The organism is Cypionkella sp. (assembly GCF_028290025.1).
Lineage (GTDB): Bacteria > Pseudomonadota > Alphaproteobacteria > Rhodobacterales > Rhodobacteraceae > Cypionkella.
In genome coordinates, this window is sequence record NZ_JAQGKQ010000051.1 from 1 (window position 1) to 22,591 (window position 22,591).

General features: G+C 59.8%; 19 protein-coding genes and 1 tRNA gene. 9 read left to right on the plus strand and 11 right to left on the minus strand.

Translation table 11 applies throughout. The features are described 5' to 3' along the window. Both JWS10_RS07740 and JWS10_RS07745 read left to right on the plus strand, forming a co-directional pair. Positions 1-354, plus strand: a 354-nt coding sequence (locus JWS10_RS07740) for a tryptophan synthase subunit alpha (RefSeq protein WP_299506056.1), incomplete at its 5' end; no start/stop codon positions are given. A 244-nt stretch (positions 355-598) separates the two neighbouring features. After that, on the plus strand, positions 599-1,765 hold the full coding sequence (locus JWS10_RS07745) for an alpha-hydroxy acid oxidase (protein WP_299506058.1): 1,167 nt from the start codon (positions 599-601) through the stop codon (positions 1,763-1,765). Between the two features lie 12 nt (positions 1,766-1,777). Here JWS10_RS07745 and JWS10_RS07750 read toward each other — a convergent pair whose 3' ends face one another. Continuing rightward, positions 1,778-2,917 (minus strand): MFS transporter, encoded by a 1,140-nt coding sequence (locus JWS10_RS07750; protein WP_299506060.1) that lies wholly within the window; start codon positions 2,915-2,917, stop codon positions 1,778-1,780. 213 nt (positions 2,918-3,130) lie between these two features. Between JWS10_RS07750 and JWS10_RS07755 the strand changes: the two genes are divergently transcribed. Continuing rightward, the gene (locus JWS10_RS07755; protein ID WP_299506061.1) at positions 3,131-3,736 is read left to right on the plus strand and encodes a 50S ribosomal protein L25/general stress protein Ctc; all 606 of its coding nucleotides are present in this window, start codon (positions 3,131-3,133) and stop codon (positions 3,734-3,736) included. A gap of 392 nt (positions 3,737-4,128) precedes the next feature. Here JWS10_RS07755 and JWS10_RS07760 read toward each other — a convergent pair whose 3' ends face one another. Further along, on the minus strand, positions 4,129-5,181 hold the full coding sequence (locus JWS10_RS07760) for a glycosyltransferase family 2 protein (protein WP_299506063.1): 1,053 nt from the start codon (positions 5,179-5,181) through the stop codon (positions 4,129-4,131). 241 nt (positions 5,182-5,422) lie between these two features. Here JWS10_RS07760 and pth point away from each other — a divergent pair, with 241 nt between their 5' ends. The 5 genes from pth to JWS10_RS07785 all read left to right on the plus strand — a co-directional run bounded on the left by pth (position 5,423) and on the right by JWS10_RS07785 (position 10,955). Then, the gene (gene pth / locus JWS10_RS07765; RefSeq protein WP_299506065.1) at positions 5,423-6,106 is read left to right on the plus strand and encodes an aminoacyl-tRNA hydrolase; all 684 of its coding nucleotides are present in this window, start codon (positions 5,423-5,425) and stop codon (positions 6,104-6,106) included. A gap of 102 nt (positions 6,107-6,208) precedes the next feature. Next, positions 6,209-7,537 carry an RNA polymerase factor sigma-54 gene (rpoN, locus tag JWS10_RS07770; RefSeq protein ID WP_299506067.1) on the plus strand — a complete coding sequence of 443 codons (1,329 nt, stop codon included), beginning with the start codon at positions 6,209-6,211 and terminating at the stop codon, positions 7,535-7,537. A 51-nt stretch (positions 7,538-7,588) separates the two neighbouring features. After that, positions 7,589-9,613: a hydantoinase/oxoprolinase family protein gene (locus JWS10_RS07775; protein ID WP_299506069.1), complete on the plus strand. Its 2,025-nt coding sequence runs from the start codon at positions 7,589-7,591 to the stop codon at positions 9,611-9,613. Between the two features lie 260 nt (positions 9,614-9,873). Beyond that, a tRNA-Met gene (locus JWS10_RS07780) sits at positions 9,874-9,950 on the plus strand. Positions 9,951-10,559: 609 nt separating this feature from the next. Continuing rightward, positions 10,560-10,955, plus strand: a complete 396-nt coding sequence (locus tag JWS10_RS07785; RefSeq protein WP_299506071.1) for an STAS/SEC14 domain-containing protein — start codon at positions 10,560-10,562, stop codon at positions 10,953-10,955. Between the two features lie 116 nt (positions 10,956-11,071). On the opposite strand, the gene JWS10_RS07790 is transcribed toward JWS10_RS07785, so the two are convergent. After that, complete coding sequence (locus JWS10_RS07790; protein ID WP_299506073.1) at positions 11,072-12,034, minus strand: magnesium transporter CorA family protein; 963 nt, start codon at positions 12,032-12,034, stop codon at positions 11,072-11,074. A gap of 292 nt (positions 12,035-12,326) precedes the next feature. Between JWS10_RS07790 and JWS10_RS07795 the strand changes: the two genes are divergently transcribed. Continuing rightward, the gene (locus JWS10_RS07795; protein ID WP_299506075.1) at positions 12,327-13,499 is read left to right on the plus strand and encodes an alpha-D-ribose 1-methylphosphonate 5-triphosphate diphosphatase; all 1,173 of its coding nucleotides are present in this window, start codon (positions 12,327-12,329) and stop codon (positions 13,497-13,499) included. 158 nt (positions 13,500-13,657) lie between these two features. Here the strand turns inward: JWS10_RS07795 and JWS10_RS07800 are convergent, their stop codons facing one another. The 8 genes from JWS10_RS07800 to glpD form a co-directional block, all read right to left on the minus strand. Beyond that, positions 13,658-14,257, minus strand: a complete 600-nt coding sequence (locus JWS10_RS07800; RefSeq protein ID WP_299506077.1) for an exonuclease domain-containing protein — start codon at positions 14,255-14,257, stop codon at positions 13,658-13,660. A 466-nt stretch (positions 14,258-14,723) separates the two neighbouring features. Further along, entirely contained in the window at positions 14,724-16,445 is a 1,722-nt protein-coding gene (locus JWS10_RS07805) for an ABC transporter substrate-binding protein (protein WP_299506079.1), read from the minus strand. A gap of 70 nt (positions 16,446-16,515) precedes the next feature. Further along, entirely contained in the window at positions 16,516-16,917 is a 402-nt protein-coding gene (locus tag JWS10_RS07810; RefSeq protein WP_299506081.1) for a DUF2160 domain-containing protein, read from the minus strand. Between the two features lies 1 nt (position 16,918). Then, a complete protein-coding gene (locus tag JWS10_RS07815) occupies positions 16,919-17,722 on the minus strand; it encodes a carbohydrate ABC transporter permease (RefSeq protein WP_299506209.1) in 804 nt (267 codons plus the stop codon). After that, positions 17,722-18,594: a carbohydrate ABC transporter permease gene (locus JWS10_RS07820; RefSeq protein WP_299475636.1), complete on the minus strand. Its 873-nt coding sequence runs from the start codon at positions 18,592-18,594 to the stop codon at positions 17,722-17,724. Before JWS10_RS07820 ends, JWS10_RS07815 begins: the two co-directional genes overlap by 1 nt. Beyond that, on the minus strand, positions 18,594-19,670 hold the full coding sequence (locus tag JWS10_RS07825; RefSeq protein ID WP_299506083.1) for an ABC transporter ATP-binding protein: 1,077 nt from the start codon (positions 19,668-19,670) through the stop codon (positions 18,594-18,596). Before JWS10_RS07825 ends, JWS10_RS07820 begins: the two co-directional genes overlap by 1 nt. Then, positions 19,670-20,746, minus strand: coding sequence for an ABC transporter ATP-binding protein (locus JWS10_RS07830; protein WP_299506085.1), 1,077 nt, complete (start codon positions 20,744-20,746; stop codon positions 19,670-19,672). The genes JWS10_RS07825 and JWS10_RS07830 overlap by 1 nt, the downstream gene beginning before the upstream one ends. Positions 20,747-20,755: 9 nt before the next feature. After that, positions 20,756-22,345 carry a glycerol-3-phosphate dehydrogenase gene (gene glpD, locus JWS10_RS07835; protein ID WP_299506211.1) on the minus strand — a complete coding sequence of 530 codons (1,590 nt, stop codon included), beginning with the start codon at positions 22,343-22,345 and terminating at the stop codon, positions 20,756-20,758. Between the last annotated feature and the right edge of the window lie 246 nt (positions 22,346-22,591).

Below are 22,591 nucleotides of genomic sequence, written 5' to 3' on the forward strand. Positions count from 1 at the left end.
GGCCTGAACTTCATCCGCCTCGCCACCCCCACGACCGATGCCAAACGCCTGCCGAAAGTCCTGCAAAACACCTCCGGCTTTGTCTATTACGTTTCGGTCACCGGTATCACGGGTGCTGCCGCCGCCGAAGCCACCGAGGTCGGCCCCGAAGTTGCCCGCATCAAACGCTCCACCACTTTGCCGGTAATAGTCGGCTTCGGCATCAACACCCCCGAGGCCGCAAAAGCCATCGCATCCGTCGCTGATGGCTGCGTGGTGGGCTCTGCCATCGTGAAGGAAATCAGCACCGGCAAACCTGTCGCAGAAGTGCTCGCCTTCGTCGCCAAACTTGCCGCAGGAGCGCACGCCGCATAACCCGCAACATTCGCAAAAAACTTATCTAAAATTGTTTCGTCTGCTCATAAATATCCCACGGGGGTCCGGGGGTGTGAAACCCCCGGCCGCAGATGCAGGCGTCCACAGACCTATTCGCTGACCAATGTTCGCGTCGCGCTGGATCGCCGCTTCGCCTGCGACCTACACGCGGCGCAATAGCCATTGCGAGATTTCCCCGAAATTGGTAATCATCCATGACCAATTTCAGTGAAAAGGCTTGCCCATGCCCCCCGTGATCACATGCATCGACGATCTGAAGCAGCTTTACAAAAAGCGCACCCCGAAGATGTTTTATGATTACTGCGAAAGTGGTTCGTATACCGAGCAGACCTTCACCGAAAACACCACCGATTTCGCGAAAATCCGCCTGCGCCAAAGGGTTGCGCGCGATCTGACTGGCCGCAGCACCGAAGTGACAATGCTCGGCAGCCCGGTCGCGATGCCGGTGGCGCTGTCACCGGTGGGCTCCACAGGTATGCAATGGCCGGATGGTGAGATCAAAGCCGCCCGCGCTGCTGCCGCTTTTGGCGTGCCGTTCACGCTGTCCACCATGTCGATCTGTTCCATCGAAGACATCGCCGAGCACAGCCCGACGCCGTTCTGGTTCCAGCTTTACGTGATGAAAGACGAGGATTTCGTTGATGCGATCATCGAACGCGCCCGCGCTGCGAAATGCTCGGCGCTTGTGCTGACGCTTGATCTGCAAATCCTTGGCCAGCGTCACAAAGATATGAAAAACGGCCTAACCAGCCCGCCGCGTCTGACCATTCCAAATATGATCAATATGGCCACCAAACCGGCTTGGTCGCTGGCGATGGCCCGCACGCCCCGCCGCACCTTCCGCAACATTGTCGGCCATGTGAAGGGCGTTACCGATCTGGCGGACCTCACCAAATGGGCGAATGAGCAGTTTGACCCGATGCTCGACTGGGGCAAGGTCAAGCGCATCCGCGACCAATGGGGCGGCAAGTTGATCCTGAAAGGCATCCTCGACGCCGACGATGCCCGCATGGCCGCCGATGTTGGCGCCGATGCGATGATCGTCTCGAACCACGGTGGGCGGCAGTTGGACGGCGCTTTGTCGTCGATCCGTGTGCTGCCATCGATCGTAAGAGCCGTCGGCGATCAGACCGAGGTTTATATGGATGGCGGTATCCGCTCGGGCCAAGACGTGCTGAAAGCCCTCGCGATGGGTGCGAAATCCACCTTCATCGGCCGCAGTTTCATCTATGGCTTGGGTGCGATGGGGCAGGCGGGTGTGACGAAGGCGCTAGAGGTGATCCAGAGGGAACTCGATATCTCGATGGCGCTTTGTGGTGTGCAAAAAGCGGCCCAAATCAGCCGCGAACACGTTCTGGTGCCGAAGGATTTTGAGGGCGAGTGGGTGTAACCCCACCGCCCGCTACCGCCGCAACAACACCCGCGCCAGCACTGGGATGCCCGCCAGCAACACCGCCGCGCAGACAAAGGCGAAGCGCAGCCCGAAATGTCCTGCAATGAATCCAATCGCGGGCGGGCCGAAGAAATAGCCGAAATAACCAAGCAGCGTGGCCCGTGCCACTGCCCGCGCCCGCGCCGCAGGGTTGGCCCGCTGCCCGACCAATGAGAACACCGTCGGCGCAATCACGCTCGACCCGATCCCCATCACGATGAACCCGGCATAAGCCATCGCGGGCGTCACGGCCAGCGCCGCCCCCAACGCACCGGCCGCCGAGATCGCTGCACCCCCGGTCAGCAGCCATACCGCAGGGATACGGCTCGCCAACCCTTGCCCAAACAACCGCGCCACGCCCATGGTGATCGCCATCACCGCAGGCCCCATCGCACCATCGGCAGGACTTCCGCCCAAGTTTTTCTCAATATGCAACGCTGACCAATTCTCGGCGGCGTTTTCGGTCAGGAACGCGATCAGCACCATCGCGCCACCGATCACTGGCACCCAACCGAGATGCGCAGCGCCCTTGCCCTTGGGCCGCGCCAGCCCCTCAATCCGGCCGTCCCGTTCATAGGCCGCGAGCGCCAGCGTCCCCGCCAGTAAAGCCATGCTGCACAACACCCAAGCTGGCGACCAACCCGCGCTGCGCAAAGCCCCGGTCGCAATCGCGCCACCCGCATAGCCAAAACTATAGGCCGCATGGCACAGGTTCATCAGAGGTCGCCCGCTTTGCGTCTCAATCGTCGCCACCCGTGCGTTCATCAAAACATCGGTAAGGCCCGTGCCCGCGCCACAAGCCATCATCGCAAACGGGAACAGCCACAATGCCGAGGTCTGCCCCGGCAGCGTAAACGCCAAACACATCAACAGGCACGAGATCAACATCGCGCGGCGCCCAAACGCCACGCCCAAGCGCGGAGCCACCAGCATCGCGCAGACAGCGGCAATCGGCGTCATAAACATCAAGGCCCCAAGATGAGACTCGTCGATGTCCAACATGGTCTTGATATCGGGCAGGTCAGCCGCGAACGACCCCCACAGCACGCCCATCGCGGCGAACGCCGCCACGGCAGGGCGGGCGATGCGGAGGGTGGTGAGGGCGGTCATAAAATTCTCCTGCAAGCTCTGGCGAGATAGCCCGCCCCGCCCGCAAAGACTATCCCACCTCCGACACCGAACGCGTCACAGCCGCCAGAGCGAATATTTCGGCCGGCGTGGTTGCCGATATTCCAGCTTTCCTTGACGGTGATTCCCCGCTATAGGCCCGCAATCGCGCCATGCACCCTTGAACGTTGGCGGATATATATATGGAGAAACAATATGGCACGCGAGATCCTAGATCTTCACGCCGAAGCACGTACGGGGACAGGCAAGGGGGCCGCTCGTCAATCACGTCGTGATGGCTTCGTTCCCGGTATCGTCTATGGCGATAACGTTGCACCCCTTGCGATCAAGATCCCTTACAACGCCCTGCTGAAGCGCTTGAAAGCCGGTCGCTTCCTGTCGTCGCTGTTCAACCTCAAAGTTGAAGGTCAGCCGGACGTGCATGTGATCTGCCGCGCTGTGCAGCGTGACGTGGTCAAAGACCAGCCGACGCATATCGACCTGATGCGCCTGCACGACGAAAACCGCATCAACCTGTTCATTCACGTGACCTTCATCAACCATGAAGCGTCTCCGGGTCTGAAAAAGGGCGGCACCTTGACCATTGTGCGCAATGACGTCGAGTTGAACGTTCTTGCTGGCGATATCCCGGACCACATCACTGTGGACCTCACCGGCAAAAACATGGGCGATGTGATCCACATCAACGATGTGGTTCTGCCAGAAGGCACCAAAGCCAGCATCGACCGTAACTTCGTCATCGCCAACGTCTCGGCTCCGGCTGGGTATGTTGAAGCGGGCGAAGAAGAAGCCGCTGCGTAAGCATTTGCGAGATTGAAACAGAAGGCGCAGGGGGAAACCTCTGCGCCTTTTGCGTTGCGCGCGGCGCTTACGGTGCCAGATTGATCGCAAACAAAACTGGCTTCAAATACCTGCCGCTTGTCGCTTTTCAGCATCAACGAGCGCACGCACAGCCCGAAATCAAGGCGCTTGCGCCGTAGGGCAGCGCCTCATTGCCCGGCAGGTGATTGTCTTGGCAATCGCCGAGAGGGGTCCGCCCGCTCGGGTGGGCTTTTTGCGACCGGGCCAGTTGAATGGCTGGGGAGGACGCTGATGCATAAACCGCGCAGAACATCGGTTGTCGCGCCCACCCGGCGACCAGCCGCTGCCCTATGATGTGCGGCCGGCTGCTCTTGCCCCGCAGAGCGTCGGCCTCAAGTTTCTGGCGGCAGTCGTTCAGCCGCAGTCGTCAAAGCCTCATCCGCCAATGCCTCTGCTCGCTGCATGAACCTTACATACCTCGGGTCATCTTCAGCCCGCTTGCCCGCCTTCTCGGCAATCGCACGCACATGGTCGGCGCAACTCAAAGCATGTAGTCGCGCCACATCAGGCATCGCCATAACCTGCTCATGCAATGCATCGAACCGTGCTGAATAACGGAACGCCGAAATGTCCATCTCGCGCCCAGCATCAGCATTGCGGAAATAGCGCGGGCGGTAGCGATCGCCCAGCGCCACCGGAGATTTGGTGCCGCGCTTCAGCCGGTAAGTTTCGACAGAGCGCAGCATGTAATGGTTGATCTGCGCGACCTCGTGGCTGACCAACGCTTGCGGCATCAATGTCAGATGGGTCTTCAGCGGCGCCCAACTCGGCAGTTTCTCGCCATTGGCATTCACCCATATCCCGCCGCTTTTGCCGCGCTTCTGCTCGGCGCGATGAAAATCAAAACCGCGCGGCGTATGTTCGGCCAGATGGCTGAAATAGCGCGGCATCCGGAAGATCGACTTCACAAATCGGGACGAACGATCGGTGACTGCATGTGCAGTCGTAAACTGGCGATGCACTGGGCGATCCTCAAATGTCTTGCGCCCCGAGGTGCCGAACACCCGCCAATTCAACGACATGCCGAGATATGCAGGCGCGCTTGAGGTCACGTCAATCAGATCGCCAATCAGGCCCTCGCCACGATGGATCACCAGAAACTCATCGACATCGCAGATCATCAACCAATCCGCCCGCCGAAGCGATTTGTGGTTGGCAGCGGCTTGCAACTTGGCGCGTGTGATGCGTTTTCCGGGCTCCACGTCGTGGCGAATATGGTGCACCAACCGGGCCTTTTGCAGCGCATCCAGCAGTTGCGGCGAATGATCGGTGCAGTTGTTCGTCACCACCACCGCATCGGTGAAGCCTAGCATACGATACCAGCAAAGCCATTCGACGATGAATGGCCCCTCATTTCGCATCGAAGCTAAAACCGTAATGCGCACGCCTATCTGGTCTTTCGTATCGGGGCCGTTTCGGCTGGCTTGGTTGCTAAGCTGAAGTCCGTGCTACGGCAAGTCAAGCGCGTGGTGATAGGGGGAATTTGAGCCGAGATGAAGATTTCCGTCAACTCGCCGGGCTATATCGTTGATATGTATAGCCCGGAGCCGGGGCCGCCCGCACGTCTTGCATCCCTCGACGTCAGAGGGCATTTATAGCCAGCAAGCGGCAGATCGGTGGGGCGCGATGAAACTTTTTGTGGGCCTCGGCAATCCCGGCGCGAAATATGCGGGCAATCGTCATAACATCGGCTTCATGGCGGTGGACCGGATCGCCGCCGATCACGGATTTTCCCCGTGGCGGCGCGGCTATCAGGGGCAGGTGTCTGAGGGGCGCTTGGGGTCGGAAAAGATCGTGCTGCTGAAACCTGAAACCTTTATGAACCTGTCTGGCCAATCTGTCCGCGCGGCGGTCGATTTTTACAAGATCGACCTCGCCGACATCACCGTATTCCATGACGAGCTGGACTTGGCCCCCGGCAAATGCCGAGTCAAGCAAGGCGGCGGCCATGCCGGCCACAACGGCCTGCGCTCGATCCATGCGCATTTGGGTGAAGCCTACGGCCGCGTCCGGCTTGGCATCGGCCACCCCGGCCACAAAGACGCCGTGGCCGCCTATGTGCTGCACGACTTTGCGAAGTCTGATCAAGACTGGCTTGACGACGTTCTGCGCGGCATCTCTGACGGCGCACCATATTTAGCCGAAGGCGACGCCGCGAAATTTATGAATGCAGTGGCCCTAAGGGTTGTGCCGCCGCGATCTTCCAGCGGTGTCGAGAAGCCCACCAAACCCGCGCCCACCGCAGCCCTCAAAGCCGAGCCCGCCGCCGAACTCAGCCCGCTGGCAAAGTTGAAAGACTTTTTCCGATAGCGTTGTTTATGCGAGAATATCGACCTAACCGCGCTTGCCCACCCCCCAAACTCCACACTGCTGCCAGTTGTGCGATACCATCACTGCGGCTAACCTTGCTATATGAGATCACCCCAGCAGCGGATCGGCCTGACCCAGACCCAGCGGCTTGAGCTGAACATCAGCCTGCAAGCCTCGATCGCTATTTTGCGCACCGATGCGGCGGGGCTGACGCGCTATCTGGAGGAGCAGGCGGCCGATAATCCGCATCTGCGGCTGGAACCGCCGCCACAACCCAGCTTGCAAGATTGGCTGCCGCGCTGGGCGGGGGTTTTATCCTCGGGTGGCGGTCTGGGCTTGGCGGCTGAGACGGCAGACACCAGCCCCAGCCTGATCGCTCATGTGATGGATGAGATCGAAAAGCTAAGGCTGAACCCACGCGACAACAAAATTGCCGTCGCCTTGGCCGAAGTGCTGGAGCCTTCGGGCTGGCTCGGGGCCGAGTTAAGCATCATCGTCGCCGAAACCGGCAGCAGCTTGGCCGAGGTCGAAGCCGTGTTGCGCCGTCTGCAACAGTTTGAACCCACCGGGGTTTTCGCGCGCAATCTCGCGGATTGTCTGCGCTTGCAGGCGATCGAGGCCGAAGCGATGGACAGCGAAATGGCCGCCGTTTTGTCGCATCTCGATCTGCTTGCCGCTGGGGATCTGGCAAAGTTGGCCAAGGTGTGCGGCATCAGCGAGGCCGCGGTGTTACAGCGGTTTCGCATCATCCGGGCGATGAATCCCAAGCCGGGGGCAGAGTTCGCCAGCATCTCTGCGGCACAATCGCGCGAGCCCGATTTGGTGGTCAAAGCCACGGCGACCGGGTGGAGCATTGCACTGAACCGTTCCGCCTTGCCAACGCTGCGGGTCGAGAAATCAGACGCAGGCTCGGTCGCAGGCTTCACGGCGGCCAAGGCGTTGGAGCGCATGGTGGACGCTCGCAACGCCACCTTGCTGCTGGTCGGGCGCGAGATTTTGCTGCGCCAGCAAGAGGCCATCCGCCAAGGCCCGATTGCGCTGCAACCGATGACCATGGCCGAACTGGCAGAGGCTTTGGGCTTTCACGAAAGCACCATCAGCCGGGTGGTGGCAGGCGCAAGCCTCGACAGCCCGCGCGGCACGTGGTGGCTGCGGCAGATGTTCAGCCCGGCGTTGGGCGGCAATGGGCAGCCGCTGATCTCGGGGGCTGCTATGCGCGGGCGGCTGGCACGGCTGGTGGCTGCGGAAAACCCAGCGCGGCCGTTGTCGGATGAGGCGTTGGCGATGGCTTTGGCGATTGACACCGGCGTGACCATCGCCCGGCGCACGGTGGCGAAATACCGTGAGGCCGAGGGTATTCCGATTGCAGGTCGGCGCAAGCGCAAGCCAGTTCTGCCGCGAATGGGCCGAAAAGGTCGCGCAGAGGGCTGACTTCACCCCGCAGCACCGCTATCGCTAAGGCGAAATCAAGCGGGAAGTCAGATGGCGCATTTTCTGGGCGTGGATACCGGTGGCACTTATACCGATGCGGTGATCGTGGATGAGGCTGCCGATCTGGTGATCGGTAAGGCGAAATCGCTGACCACCCGCGCCGATCTGGCGCTGGGCATTGGTCGCGCTGTTGATGCGGCTTTGGCTCAATCTGGGGTGGCAGCCAAGGATGTGGCGCTGGTGTCGCTGTCCACCACTCTGGCGACCAATGCTTTGGTCGAAGGGCAGGGCGGTCGCATCGCCTTGATTTTCGTCGGCTTCGATGACGGGGACCTCGAACGTGGCGGGCTGATAGAGGCGCTGAAGGGCGATCCGGTCGTGAAGATCGCAGGCGGCCATAGTCATGCAGGCACCGAAGTCGCCCCGTTGGACCTCGCCGCGTTGGAGGCTCACCTGCGAGAACTCGGCCCACAGGTGATGGGCTTTGCCGTCGCCGCGCGCTTTGCCACTCGCAACCCCGTGCATGAAATCACCATCCGCGATATGGTCAGGGCCGTGACGGGCCGCCCAGTCACCTGCTCGCACGAGTTGTCGGCGCAGTTGAACGGGCCGAAAAGGGCGCTTACCGCTGTACTGAATGCGCGGCTGATCGGGATGATTGATCGGCTGGTTGCGGCGTGTGAGCGGCATCTTGAGGCCATCGGCATCACGGCGCCGCTGATGGTGGTGCGTGGCGATGGTGCGCTGATTTCGGCGGCGATGGTGCGCGAGCGACCGATTGAAACCATCCTCTCCGGCCCCGCTGCCAGCATCGTTGGCGCGCGTTGGCTGACCGGTGCGAAAGATGCGCTGGTGTCTGATATCGGCGGCACCACCACCGATGTGGCGCTGTTGCGCGATGGCCTGCCCGAGATTGACCCGCAAGGCGCGCGGGTTGGTGGCTTTCGCACCATGGTTGAAGCGGTCGCGATGCGCACCACCGGCTTGGGCGGCGACTCAGAGGTGCATCTGATCACCGAGGGCCTCGCAGGCGGTATGCGGCTAGGCCCGCGCCGCTTGATCCCGGTGTCGCTGCTGGCGTCAGAGCATGACGCGATGGTCCACGCGGCTTTGGATCGGGCGCTGTCGTCGGACAGGGCTGGCGATATGGACGGCCGCTTTGTGGTGCCGATGGCTGGGCAAACCGGCGGTCTCAGCCCGCGCGAGTTGACGGTGCTGGAACGCATCACCGCACCGATGCCGATGTCGCAGGTGCTAACCACCCGCCTAGAGGTTGCAGCGTTAGAGCGGTTGGTGGCGCGCGGTTTGGTGATGATCGCCGGGGTGACGCCGTCGGATGCCAGCCACGTTCTCGGTGGACTTGACGCATGGGATGGCCCCGCTGCGGCGAAGGCGGTCGAGCTTTTGGGCCGCAGGCGCAATGGCTCGGGCGAGCGGTTCTCTAATGATGCCAAAGTCTTGGCACAGTCCATCGTCGATCAACTGACCACGCAGACGGTTGAGTGTCTGCTGGAAGCCGCCTTTGACGAGGACGCAGGGTTCAGGGGCGAAAGCCCGGAAGTGCTGGCGCGGCACGCTTTGACCAAAGCCGCGCTAAACCGCCACCGCGGCGTGATCGAGTTCACCGCGCGGCTTGGCGTCCCGGTGATCGGACTTGGCGCATCGGCCCCCTATTACTACGGTGCTGTCGGCAAGCGGCTGGGCTGTGAGATGATACTGCCCGAACATGCTGGCGTCGCCAACGCCATCGGCGCTGTGGTCGGCCAGGTCAGCCAGCGCGCCACGGCGATTGTCACCAGCCCCGGCGTGGGTCGCTTTACCGCTCACCTGCCGGACGGCTTGCAGACCTTTAGCGATCCAGAAACCGCGATGGTTGCCACCGAAGCGGCACTAACCATCGAGGCTGTTCGCCGCGCCAAACATGCCGGAGCCGAAGACTTGCGCATCACCTCAGCCCGCGATCTGCGCTCGGCCTCGGTGGAAGGCCAGCCGATGTTCGTCGAGGCGACAATCTCGGTGACAGCCTCAGGTCGGCCCCGGGTGGCGCATACGGTGCCGGAAGGGGCGATGCTGTAACCTCCCACTCCACCCCCGCTTTAAACGGGGAGATTGTATAGCGGTTTGGTCGCTCCGCAGCGCGAATGAAGTCCATTTGGCTGTGTCGCTACCAAATGTGGTAGTCCTAACCGACAGGCACACTAATCCCTCCCACCGAGGAAACACATTCGCGGACGGCACCGTGCTGACGGCCGAGCAAAACCCTCCGTCTAAAACCAACTACTCGGCCAGAATACCCCTTGACGCCCCCCACCGCCCCCACTACTCACCGCGCCAGTGGCGAGGTAGCTCAGTTGGTTAGAGCACACGACTCATAATCGTGGGGTCGAGAGTTCAAGTCTCTCTCTCGCCACCAATAACCTAAGTTATTGGTTAGGGAATAAGCGATTTGGGGCATCCAAAATCAGCTTATTGCACCTCTTAATGCGCGTAGCGGCGGCGGTTACATTTGTTTTCCGAAAAATTAGCTAAAATGCATCCCTACAGCGCCGTCAGTTCGCGCTAGAGAGGTTTTTTGGGCATCCCCGCTGGATGGCGAGAGCTTGTAGGCATCGAAAATGCGGTGGTGCTTCTGCGCGGCGACTTGCGTACTCTGCTTCGCACTCGGAGCATTCTCACTTAGCATGTCCAGTCCACACTGCCAAAGGGAACCTTTTCGGTGCGCTGAAGTTTGTGCTTTTGAAGGCAAAGATAATATCCGGAACGCCTTCAATCGACAGACATCGCGCCACAGTCACCGACAACCCGGCTTCAAGCCACGGTCACCCCCCAACCGCAAAGGACAGAGAATGTTGGACTCATTGCTACCCGCGCTTCTCCCCTTCGGCATCCTCGTCGCCGTATCCTTGGTGGGGCTGTTCAGGTCGAATGCCCATGCACCTAGGCTCGAAAGTTCGACGGTGAAAATCAGGCGCGCGCACTCGGCAGAGTACTCATCAATGTCCAGCGATAGGAGATTTAACTGATGCTGCGCACTGGCTCTATAAATCAAATCCCCGTCGACAATCCCTCCGTCTATGCATTTCGCATCAGTAATGAAGTTCAAGCGGAAGACTTAAAAGCAATGGCGGAGACCATGAACAATGCATTCGACGTGCATTCATCCGTGTCGATGCTGCTGATTTTTGAGCAATATGAAGGCGTTGAAACCGGCGCAGGTTTTGACATGGAAACGTTCAAATCGCAGTTCCGCTCTTTGGCCAAGGTCGATAAGTACGCTGTAGTTGGCGCGCCTTCCATTGCTTCGACTATGATCAACGTGATGGACAAAGTGATCCCGACAGATGCCCGTACTTTTGAGCGGTCTGAAGAGTTGGCGGCGTGGCAATTTGTCGGCGCAAACCCTGCGGCATCGTCTTAAGGGAAGCTCATCGCTGAAACGCTCTCAGTGTCAGCGCGCTGCATGTCTGATTTGCTGTACCGGCGCATGTGACGCGCGACGTCCCAAAGTCCCTCCACCACAAACCCCCCACTGCATCACAACCAGCGCTTCCATTTGAAAAACAAATACGTCCCGCTCGCCGAAGCCAGCATCAGAAGCAGGGCCAGTGGATAGCCAAACCGCCACGCCAATTCCGGCATATGGGCAAAGTTCATCCCATATAAACTCGCGATCAACGTCGGTGGCATGAACAAAGCCGCCACCACCGACACGATCCGCACGGTGACGTTCTGCGATAAATTGATCATGCCCAAGGTGGCATCCGAGGTCAGCGCCAGACGCGAACCAAGAAAGTCTGTATGCACCTCAAGCGCCTGCAGATCGCGCATCAGACCCTTCACCCAAGGCCGCAACACGTCGCCGCCCGCCCGATCGCTCAGGGTTTGACCGAAGAAACTGAGTGCACGCTCAACCGTCAGCAGACCCAGCCGGACGCGCCCGAGCAGATCACCCTCACGCCCGACTTTCACCAAAGCGCTCTGCAATGCGTCGGTCTGAAGACCGTTCGATCCGCCTTGGTAAATCCCCGAAGCGACCTCATCCAGCGCATGTCCGATACCCTCAAGAATATCCGCCATCCGCCCAATAATTTCTTCGATCAAGCCGAGAAATAGTTTTTCGGGACGATCACATCCGGGGCCGACTTTGTCGGCGCGCTCGGGGTAGGTCTCAAACGGACGCGGCGCGTGGTAACGCACGGTGATCAGACGGTCAGCCGACAGAATGAAACAAATCGGGCCCGAGATTGGCTTGTGCGATTCCGACAGACCGGGCAGCACCACGGTCATGTAATCCGCGCCAGCCTCACGATACAGCCGGTTTGAGATTTCGATTTCTTCCATATCCGCCAGCGTCGGCACCGCCAGGCCCAACCGCGTCACATCGGCGGATTGGTTCGACAACGGTCGATACAGATCAATCCAAAGTGCTGCCGAAAGATCAAGCGGTTGCTCGATCCGCGCCAAGCCACCGGCCGCTGGTGCATAGGCAAACAACATTTCAGAACGCACCAATCATAAAAAGCTGGCGCGGCTTATGCTGCAAGACACACACTGCGGTGCGGCGGAGAGGGCAACTTTGGCGCGTCATTCAAGTCCCGGCATACTTTATCTGGTCTGTCCGGCGCGGCGACCAGACAGGTCATCTAGACCGGGCAATGTAAAATTCTAGTGACGCTTTCGGCTGAGATGTCGCCGAAGTGCAACGCTGCAACCGCTGGCAGAATCTGTCATATGTCCGTTGCGCAGCTGGGTTATCACCTCCGCCATTCCCCCCGTGCCGGAGCCTGCGATGACGCTGCCCTTGCCTCTGCTTCGTCTGCCCCCGCTGCTCCTGACGGGCGCGCATGTCTTGCGCGACGGCGCGCTGCAGGAAGGTTGCATCGGTTTGGCCGAAGGTCGCATAGATCCGTCCGCGTTGGCCGAGGTCGACCTTTCGGGCTATCTGATTTTGCCCGGCATGATTGATATGCACGCCGCCAGCGTTGCGCCGGGTGACTCGTTGGACGCATCGCTCGCCGCAGTTGACCGCACCGCAGCGGCGCAGGGTATCACCACCGCCTATCTGGCGCAGGGCTGGAGCTGGGAGGATGGGCCGCGCGGTCCAGATCAAGCCGAAGCACTTATGCAAGCGCTCGACAGCTATCGCCCGCAGGCTCTCACCGATCTGCGGCTGCAAATCTGCGCCCAAACCCATCTGGTCGATGAAACCGCTCGGTTGATTGCGGCGGTTCGGCGGCATCAGATCGGCTATGTGGTGTTTGAGGATCATGTGTCAGAGGGCCTGCACATGGCCCGCATCGCGCCCGCCGATTTTGCGGTTTGGGCACGGGCGTTGGGTAAAACAACCGATGAGTTGACCCGTGCGATCGAAGCCGCCGCCAGCCGCAGCAAAGAGGTGCCGCGCAGTCTTTGCACTTTGGCCGAGGCTTTTGATGCAGAGCGCGCGCTCTATGGCAGCCAGAACGATCCTGATGGAGAGACGCGGGCGTTTTATGCCATGATCGGAGCCAGTGTCGCGGCGTTTCCGCTGACGCGCCGGGCCGCACTTGCCGCGCATACGATGATGAGCCCGGTGGTGATGGCCGCGCCGGATGTGCTGCGGGGGCGCGGGCAGTCGGGCAATGTCTCGGCCTTGGCCTTGGTGGCGGACGGGTTGTGTGACGTGCTCGCCTCGCGCGATAATATGCCTGCCTTGGCGTTGGCGGTATGGGCGCTGGTGGATCGCGGCGTGATGGGCTTGGCGCAGGCTTGGGCGCTGGTGTCGAGCCGTCCCGCCGAGATACTACGGCTGGCGGATCGTGGCATGTTGGAGCCGGGCTTGCGCGCCGATATGGTGATTATCCAAGCCGAGACGCGGATGATCGAGGCGACGATTGTGGCGGGGCGTGTAAGCTATCTGGCAGGAGAAGCCGCGCGCCGGTTCGGTGGTCAGCCTCACGCGTTGCGGTTGGCGGCGGAGTAAGCTCGGTTGATCTCACCACGAGCCGTCCGCAGCGGCATTGAGCCCCCTCGAACGGCGCTGCCGGGGAGGCTTTTCGACCGGGTGCAGAAATGCCGCGGTAGCCGCCGCAGGAGGGGGCTCGATGCCCCTGATGGCGGCACATGGTTGCGGCGCTTGGGTTAGGCTTCGACCACCAACGGCTTTAAAATCACAATGGGCGCGCTGCGCTTTGCCATGATCTCGACAAAGCCGCGTTGGGTTTTCTGCTCGGCGTGAAGCACGACTTGCGCTGCGGCGCGGGCGTCTTCGCCGGCGTCGTGGTGTTGGAACTGCAGCGACAGCACTTTCTTCAGATGGCCCAAGCCATGCCCGCCGTTGCCGCGAAACTCCGGCCATGCGCGCCGCGCTATGGTGACGCTGTTCACCCAGTGCAGGCTGGGGGTTTCCAGCCCGTGCCAGTCGCAGGCGGCGGCTACGGCGCGTTGATCGAAGCAGGAGTGTTGCACGATCGGTTGGTGCAGCATCAGCGGGGCAATGGCCGCGATGATCTCGGGGAAACGTGCGGCACCGCGCACCTTTCGGGCATCAATGCCGTGCAGTTGGGTGTTGAAATGCGAGAACGGCTCGCCCGGGTCGACCAGCAGGCTGAAGGTGTCGATCTGGCCCCAATCATCGACGCAGGCGAGGCCGACCTGGCAGATGCTGTGGGCATTGCGATTGGCGGTCTCAACATCGAAGGCGATGAAACGGTAGGGTGGGGCGAGGTGGTGCGGGATCATGCGGCGGGCCTTCCGATTGGAGGACCAGTTGAGCCCAGCTTGCGGGTGGGTGCAAGAGTGGGATTGGGTGCCGCGTGTGGGCGGGGATTTTATTGTTATATATCAAGAGGGTTTTGGGGACGTTAGGGGATTGTTAAGGATTGTGTTTCCGCAATTTCGACTATTTTTGTTTTGATAGATTTGGCCGAAGACAAATCTGGCCGCGCCTGCCTGCCCCTTGGCAGGCGTGAAATGCGCCAGCCCAGACAGGCGCGGCCAGATTATTGAGTTCCGGATTGGGCCAACACCCCTTGCTCAACAGCCTTTGGCTTTATGCGCAACGAACCGTAAAACGCTCCCCCGGAGCGTTTTCTTTCGGCTCGTGGCCCCTCGAATTGGGCCTTCGAAGGTTCAGAGTTCAAAGGTTCAGAGGCTTAAAGAAAAAGGGCGAGGTTTGCACCTCGCCCCCTTCCGTCACTCTATCAGGTTACTTCTGCCAAGACTTGATCAGCTCGTCATAGGCAATCGTCTCACCCTGCGGCTTCTCGTTTTCCAGCTTGGCGACCGGAGATCCCGGCTCGTCCAGCCAGACCTGCGGGTCTTTTTCTTCGTTCAGTTTCGGGCCGATATCACCTTGGACTCCAGCCTTCTCAAGCCGTCCCAAGACTTTCTCTTGCTCGGCACACAAAGCATCCAGCGCCTCTTGTGGGGTTTTCTCACCCGACATAGCGTCGCCGATGTTCTGCCACCACAGCTGCGCCATTTTCGGATAATCTGGGATGTTGGTGCCGGTAGGCGACCATGCAATCCGTGCTGGCGAGCGGTAGAATTCGATCAGGCCACCGAGTTTCGGGGCGCGATCGGTGAAGTGCTGGCTGTCAATGGTCGATTGACGGATGAAGGTAAGACCGACATCAGACTTCTTCATATCGACAGTTTTCGAGGTGACGAACTGGGCGTAAAGCCAAGCCGCCTGAGCGTGATCGACCGGGGTGGACTTCATCAATGTCCACGAACCCACATCTTGATAGCCAACCTTGGTGCCCTCTGACCAGTAAGCGCCGTGCGGGGACGGTGCCATGCGCCATTTCGGCGTGCCATCGTCGTTCATCACTGGCAGGCCGGGTTTCACCATGTCTGCAGTGAACGCGGTATACCAGAACGCTTGCTGGGCGATTTCACCCTGCGCAGGCACGGGGCCAGCTTCACCGAACACCATACCAGCCGCCGAAGGTGGTGCGTATTTTTGCAGCCATTCGATGGATTTGGTGATCGCGTAAACCGCCGCTGCGTCATTCGTAGCACCGCCACGCGCAACGCAAGAGCCTACAGGCCGTGAGTTTTCGTCAACCCGGACGCCCCATTCGTCAACTGGCAAACCGTTCGGCTCACCCTTGTCGCCCATACCGGCCATCGACATCCACGCGTCGGTGTAACGCCAGCCCAAGCTTGGGTCTTTCTTGCCGTAATCCATGTTGCCATAGACTTTGGCTGGACCGCCCGCATAGGTCATATCGCGTCCAGTGAAGAACTCCGCGATATCTTCGTAAGCCGACCAGTTGATCGGAACGCCCAATTCATAGCCGTATTTGGCTTTGAAATCGTCTTTGGTTTTCTGATCGTTGAACCAATCGTAGCGGAACCAATAGAGGTTGGCGAACTGCTGGTCGGGCAGTTGATACAGTTTGCCATCCGGTGCGGTGGTAAAGCTGGTGCCGATAAAGTCAGCCAGATCAAGGCCGGGGTTGGTGACGGCTTTGCCTTCATTCGCCATCCAGTCGGTCAGATCGCGGGCCTGCTGATAGCGCCAGTGGGTGCCGATCAGGTCCGAGTCGTTGATATAGGCGTCATAAATATTTTCGCCCGACTGCATTTGGGTTTGCAGCTTTTCAACGACATCGCCTTCGCCGATCAGATCGTGGGTGACTTTGATGCCAGTCAGCGCGGTGAACGCCGGGGCCAGCACTTTGGCCTCATATTCATGCGTGGTCAGGGTTTCCGAGGCGACCTTGATTTCCATGCCAGCATAAGGCTTTGCGGCGGTTTCAAACCATTGCAGTTCGGCTTCTTGATCGGCGCGCGACAGCACGGACATATCGCCGATTTCTTTATCAAGGAAAGCTTTGCCCGCCTCCATGTCGGCCATCGCCGGCATACCGTAGGCCATCAGCGCAAGCGCCATGGCGGTTGATGTTGTACGCAGTCTCATTCGATTCCTCCCAGAATTGTTGGACGTGTCGTTATGGCCCGGCGATGGCTCACCGGGGTGGTTTGCTGCCTTATACCCAGCGAAAAACCGCGAAAGCGTAAAGCAGGCAGAGGATCAGCGCCCAAGTCAGCGGTGCGCCGAAGAAGAACAGCCAAGCCAAGTTGATGAAGGCCGAGCCGAGTAGGGTGATGAACAGCCGGTCGCCGCGCGTGGTTTCAATGCGCAGTATGCCGCGACGGGGTGTTTCAGGATAACGGATCGCCAGCAGTGTGAAGGTGATCAGCAATGCGGCGATGATGTAGAAGAACAAGGCGACCGGGAAGGTCCAAGCCATCCAGCCGCCTTGGATCATTGGATCAAACCATTGGAAACCTTCATCATTGCGCGGAGTGGCCCAAACGAGAAACGCAAGCAGCGCGACCATCGCGGCGAACAGGCTGATGAAGATTGAGTTCCAGCGTGAGGCGTTCATATCAAACCCTCCCGAGGGCAAAGCCCTTGGCGATGTAGTTGCGCACGAAGTAGATCACCAAGGCGCCGGGGATGATGGTGAGCACCCCGGCTGCCGCGAGGACGCCCCAATCCATGCCTGATGCAGACACGGTGCGGGTCATGGTGGCGGCGATGGATTTGGCGTTCACGGCAGTGAGGGTGCGCGACAACAGCAACTCCACCCATGAGAACATGAAGCAGAAGAACGCCGCCACGCCGATGCCCGATGCCACCAGCGGCATGAAGATGCGGATGAAGAAGCGCGGGAACGAATAGCCGTCGATATAGGCGGTTTCGTCGATCTCTTTCGGGACGCCGCGCATGAAGCCCTCCAATATCCACACCGCGAGGGGGACGTTGAACAGACAATGCGCGAGGGCGACGGCGATATGGGTGTCGAACAGGCCGATGGAGCTGTAAAGCTGGAAGAATGGCAGCGCGAACACGGCGGGCGGTGACATCCGGTTGGTCAGCAGCCAGAAGAACAGATGTTTATCGCCCATGAAGTTGTAGCGGCTGAAAGCGTAGGCGGCGGGCAATGCCACGGTGATTGAGATGAGGGTGTTCAGCACCACATAGATCATCGAATTAACGTAGCCCATATACCACGACGGATCGGTCAGGATGGTGACGTAATTGGCGAAGGTCAGCTTGTTCGGGACCAGCGAGAAGGTTGAGGTGATCTCGGTGTTGGTCTTTAGGCTCATATTGATCAGCCAGTAAATCGGGATCAGCAGGAACAGCAGGTAGATCGTCATGGTGATCAGGGATGCGCGGTTTTTCATCATTTCGTCTCCTGCGCATCAAGGGTGGTCATCACGGTGTAGAACACCCAGCTCACCAGCAGGATCACGAGGAAATACATGATCGAGAACGCGGCCGCGGGGCCGAGGTCGAACTGTCCGACGGCCATTTTCACAAGGTCGATCGACAAGAACGTGGTCGAATTGCCGGGGCCGCCGCCGGTCAGCACGAACGGCTCGGTGTAGATCATGAAGCTGTCCATGAAGCGCAACAGCACGGCGATCAGCAGCACGCCGGACATTTTCGGCAGCTCGATATAGCGGAAGACAGACCAGCGGCTCGCTTGGTCGATCTTGGCGGCTTGGTAATAGGCTTGTGGGATCGACTGAAGGCCCGCGTAGCACAGCAGTGCGACCAGCGAGGTCCAGTGCCAGACGTCCATCACGATGATGGTGATCCAAGCGTCGAGCGCGTCGTTGGTGTAGTTGTAGTCGATGCCGATGTTGGTCAGGCCGCGACCGAGAAGACCAATGTCGGGGCGGCAGAAGATTTGCCAGATGGTGCCGACGACGTTGAACGGGATCAGCAGCGGCAGGGCCATTAGGACAAGGCAGAAGCTGGCCCAGAAGCCCTTTTTCGGCATGTTGAGCGCCACGAAAATCCCCAGCGGCACCTCAATGGCAAGGATGATTGCCGAGAACAGCACTTGGCGACCCAAAGCGGCGTGCATCCTGTCGGAGGAGATCATTTCCTCAAACCAGCCAAGGCCGTTCCAGAAGAAATCGTTCTGACCAAAGGTGTCGTTCACCGAATAATTCACCACCGTCATCAGCGGGATCACGGCAGAGAACGCCACCACGATCAGCACTGGCAGCACAAGGAACCACGCTTTGTTGTTCTGGGTCTTCTCCATCACACAGCCCCCCCTTGGACGCGCCAGTCGTCGGCGTAGACGTTTATCCGGGCGGGCTCGAAGCGTACGCGGGTTTGGTCGGCCCCAATCGCAGCCCCCTCAGCCGCGATTACGTTCACCACTTGGCCCGCGACTTCGCCTCGAATGATGCGGTGGCGGCCGACGTCTTCGACGCGGCGGATGGTGATCGGCAGGCCCTCGGTTGCGCTCAAAGCGCAGTATTCCGGGCGGATGCCGATCTGAGTGCGGCCAGTTTGCGGCGCATAAGCCGCGCCCAACGCCACATCAACACCCTGCAGGTGGGCCACATTGCCCACCACCGCCGCATTCAGCAGGTTCATCCCCGGCGAGCCGATGAAATAGCCCACAAAGGTATGCGCGGGAGTTTCAAACAACTCCTCCGGCGTGCCCATTTGCACGACGCGGCCATCATACATCACCACAACTTTGTCAGCGAAGGTCAAAGCCTCGGTCTGGTCATGCGTCACATAAATCATCGTATGGCCAAACTCGCGGTGCAACTGCTTCAACTGCGTGCGCAACTCCCACTTCATATGCGGGTCGATCACCGTCAGCGGCTCATCAAACAGGATGGCATTCACATCCTCGCGCACCATGCCACGACCGAGACTGATCTTCTGCTTGGCATCGGCAGTCAGCCCGCGCGCCTTGCGATCTAACGTCGCCTCCATGCCAATGGTCTGCGCAATCGCCGCCACACGCGCCTTGATATAAGCGGGGTCCATGCCGCGATTTCGCAAAGGAAATGCAAGGTTTTCGCGCACGGTCATGGTGTCGTAAACCACCGGAAACTGGAACACCTGCGCTATGTTGCGCTCGGCGGTTTCCGAGTCTGTCACATCGCGGTCGCCAAACAAAACCCGGCCTTGGCTCGGGCGCAGCAGCCCGGAAATGATGTTGAGCAATGTGGTTTTACCGCAACCCGACGAGCCGAGCAGCGCATAGGCCCCGCCATCCTGCCAAACGTGATCCATCTGCTTCAACGCATAATCGGCGTCGCTGGTAGGCGTGGCCGAGTAGCTGTGTGCGAGGTTTTTCAGGGTGATTTGCGCCATTATGCAGCCACCGCGTAAGAGGCTGCCGAGGCCAGCCGCCCGTCGCCGTCAAAGACATAAATATGCGCCGGGTCGAGCCAAAGGCTGACCTCATCACCCGCGTTCAAACTCTGCACGCCATGCACCAAAGCCACCCAACGATCTGGCCCGTGTTGCAGATGCAGGAAGGTTTCCGAGCCGGTAATCTCAGACGCGGTCGTGGTGCAGGGCAGTTCAATCGCATCGGCGCTGGGTTTGTGAAGGCTCAAATGATTGGCGCGGAAGCCAGCGGTATAAGCACCATCGGGAAGCGTGTTGAACGCATCAGCGTGGCGACCACCAAAGCGCAAGCTGTTGCCCTGCTTGGTGAAACTGAGGAAATTCATCGGCGGATCGCTGAACACGCGGGCGGTGGTGGCATCGACCGGGTGGCGATAAACTTGCGGCGTCGGGCCGAATTGCGTCACATGGCCTTGCCACAAAGTCGCGGTATTGCCGCCGAGCAGCAAAGCCTCCTCCGGCTCGGTCGTGGCATAGACAAAGATGGCCCCGGATTTCTCAAATATACGCGGGATCTCGGCGCGGAGTTCCTCGCGCAGCTTGTAGTCGAGGTTGGCAAGCGGCTCATCCAGCAGCACCAGCCCCGCCTCTTTCACCAAGGCGCGGGCCAAGGCGCAGCGTTGCTGTTGGCCACCCGAAAGCTCCAAAGGTTTGCGTTGTAGCATCGGGGTGATTTTCAGCATTTCAGCAGTTTCGCGCACGGCACGGTCAATTTCCGCAGTCGATTTACCAATCAGCCGCAGCGGCGAGGCGATGTTGTCATAGACGCTCATCCCCGGATAATTGATGAATTGCTGGTAAACCATCGCGACCTTGCGATCCTGCACGCGCATTCCGGTAACGTCTTTGCCCTGCCAAAAAATCTTGCCCGCAGTCGGCTGATCAAGCCCCGCCATCAGCCGCATCAAACTGGTTTTGCCCGACAAAGTCGGCCCGAGCAGCACGTTCATCGTGCCATTCTCCAACGTCAGATTGGTGGGCTGAATATAGCTTTGGCCCTTCACCACACGCGAAACGGATTGCAGTTCAATCGACATACCAGTCCCTCATTCCGCCGCAGGGCTGATCGCCCTTTGGCTTAGCATAGCCGACATAAAGCCCGAAAGTTGTGCAATTTGTGAATCGTTCAAACGCAGGCCAAGTTTGGTGCGCCGCCAGATGATATCGGCAGGCTCGACGGCAAATTCATGGGTGATCAGCCAGCGCACTTCGGCCTCGGTCAGTGTGGCACCAAAGTCTTGGCCGAGGTCGGAGGTTTGGCTGGCTTGGCCGAGCAGGATTGCAGCTTCGGAGCCGTAAGCGCGGATCAATCTGGCGGCCCAAGCCGGGGTCAGGAAAGGGTAGTTTTGTGCAAGATTGGCGGTCAGTTTCGCCACATCCGTATGCGGAAAATCACCACCGGGCAGGGCGACGCGAGCGGTCCAAGCGGGTTTGGCATTGGGGAAGAACGGTGCCAGTTTCGCCAGCGCAGATTCAGCAAGACGGCGGTGGGTGGTAATTTTACCGCCAAACACATTCAGCAAAGGCGCGCCGTTCTGGTCCAGCGACAGCACATAATCGCGGGTCGCAGCAGTGGCCGAACTTGCGCCGTCATTATAGAGCGGGCGGACGCCGGAATAGGTCCAGACCACATCATCGCGGGTGACGGGTTTGGCGAAGTATTGGCTTGCGAAATCAAGCAGATAGTCACGTTCCTCATCGGTGCAATGCGCGTCACCGGGGGCGGATTGGTGATCTTTGTCAGTCGTGCCGATCAGGGTGAAATCTTGCTCATAGGGGATGGCGAAGATGATCCGGCCATCGCTGCCTTGGAAGAAATAGCAGCGGTCGTGATCGTAAAGCTTGCGGGTGACAATGTGAGAGCCGCGCACCAGACGCACGCCTTCGCTCGAGTTAATCCGGGCGACGTTGCGGATGATATCCTCGACCCATGGGCCACCGGCATTGACCAAAGCGCGGGCGGTGTGGCTGGTTTGGCCCTGCGCGTCTTGCGTGGTGATCTGCCACAGATCGCCAGCCCGCGCGGCACTGATCACACGGGTGCGGGTGTGGATATTAGCCCCGCGCTGGGCGGCATCGCGGGCGTTCAGCGACACCAGTTTGGCGTCCTCAATCCAGCAATCGGAGTATTCATAGGCATGGGCAAACCGCTTTTGCAAAGGCGCTCCGGCGGGGTCGGTTTTCAGATCGAGCGTGCGGGTGGCGGGCAGGATTTTGCGGCCCCCGAGGGTGTCGTACATGAACAAACCAAGCCGGATCAGCCAAGCCGGTCTGCGGCCCTTCATCCACGGCATCAGCCGCGCCATCAGCTTGCCGGTGGGGGTTTCGCCCTCAAACCGCATGTCGGGGTGGTAGGGCAAAACGAAGCGCATCGGCCACGAAATGTGCGGCATGGCGACCAGCAGGGTTTCGCGCTCGTCAAGGGCTTCACGCACCAGACGGAACTCAAAATACTCCAGATAGCGCAGGCCACCGTGGAACAGTTTCGTGCTCGCCGAGGAGGTTGCCTGCGCCAGATCACCCTGTTCAGCCAGCGTCACCGACAAGCCGCGACCGACCGCATCGCGGGCAATGCCGCAGCCATTGATGCCGCCGCCGATGATGAAAAGATCGACCGTTTCCGGCCGCTGCTGCATGGTCAAGCTTAGGTCTCCTCCCCTAGCGAGGCAAAGGCTGAAGCAATCGCCGGGGCCGGTCAACTATTATTTTCGCTTTTGTGCGAATTGAAATAAAGCGAACATTTCTCGCGGATTGATTGCGCTAACCCTGTTGATTTACCTGCGATATCCCCCAAACCGCGCAAATTCGCGCTGCGCTGCGGCGTCAAGTTTTACCGCGATGCGGCGAAGTTTCGGCCTTGAACCGTGTTACAAACTAGCCGA

Coding starts and splice junctions, on each gene's coding strand:
- JWS10_RS07745 (WP_299506058.1), top strand. CDS start 599: ATGCCCCCCGTGATCACATGCATCGACGATCTGAAGCAGCTTTACAAA.
- JWS10_RS07750 (WP_299506060.1), bottom strand. CDS start 2,917: ATGACCGCCCTCACCACCCTCCGCATCGCCCGCCCTGCCGTGGCGGCG.
- JWS10_RS07755 (WP_299506061.1), top strand. CDS start 3,131: ATGGCACGCGAGATCCTAGATCTTCACGCCGAAGCACGTACGGGGACA.
- pth (WP_299506065.1), top strand. CDS start 5,423: ATGAAACTTTTTGTGGGCCTCGGCAATCCCGGCGCGAAATATGCGGGC.
- rpoN (WP_299506067.1), top strand. CDS start 6,209: ATGAGATCACCCCAGCAGCGGATCGGCCTGACCCAGACCCAGCGGCTT.
- JWS10_RS07775 (WP_299506069.1), top strand. CDS start 7,589: ATGGCGCATTTTCTGGGCGTGGATACCGGTGGCACTTATACCGATGCG.
- JWS10_RS07785 (WP_299506071.1), top strand. CDS start 10,560: ATGCTGCGCACTGGCTCTATAAATCAAATCCCCGTCGACAATCCCTCC.
- JWS10_RS07790 (WP_299506073.1), bottom strand. CDS start 12,034: ATGTTGTTTGCCTATGCACCAGCGGCCGGTGGCTTGGCGCGGATCGAG.
- JWS10_RS07795 (WP_299506075.1), top strand. CDS start 12,327: ATGACGCTGCCCTTGCCTCTGCTTCGTCTGCCCCCGCTGCTCCTGACG.
- JWS10_RS07800 (WP_299506077.1), bottom strand. CDS start 14,257: ATGATCCCGCACCACCTCGCCCCACCCTACCGTTTCATCGCCTTCGAT.
- JWS10_RS07805 (WP_299506079.1), bottom strand. CDS start 16,445: ATGAGACTGCGTACAACATCAACCGCCATGGCGCTTGCGCTGATGGCC.
- JWS10_RS07810 (WP_299506081.1), bottom strand. CDS start 16,917: ATGAACGCCTCACGCTGGAACTCAATCTTCATCAGCCTGTTCGCCGCG.
- JWS10_RS07815 (WP_299506209.1), bottom strand. CDS start 17,722: ATGAAAAACCGCGCATCCCTGATCACCATGACGATCTACCTGCTGTTC.
- JWS10_RS07820 (WP_299475636.1), bottom strand. CDS start 18,594: ATGGAGAAGACCCAGAACAACAAAGCGTGGTTCCTTGTGCTGCCAGTG.
- JWS10_RS07825 (WP_299506083.1), bottom strand. CDS start 19,670: ATGGCGCAAATCACCCTGAAAAACCTCGCACACAGCTACTCGGCCACG.
- JWS10_RS07830 (WP_299506085.1), bottom strand. CDS start 20,746: ATGTCGATTGAACTGCAATCCGTTTCGCGTGTGGTGAAGGGCCAAAGC.
- glpD (WP_299506211.1), bottom strand. CDS start 22,345: ATGCAGCAGCGGCCGGAAACGGTCGATCTTTTCATCATCGGCGGCGGC.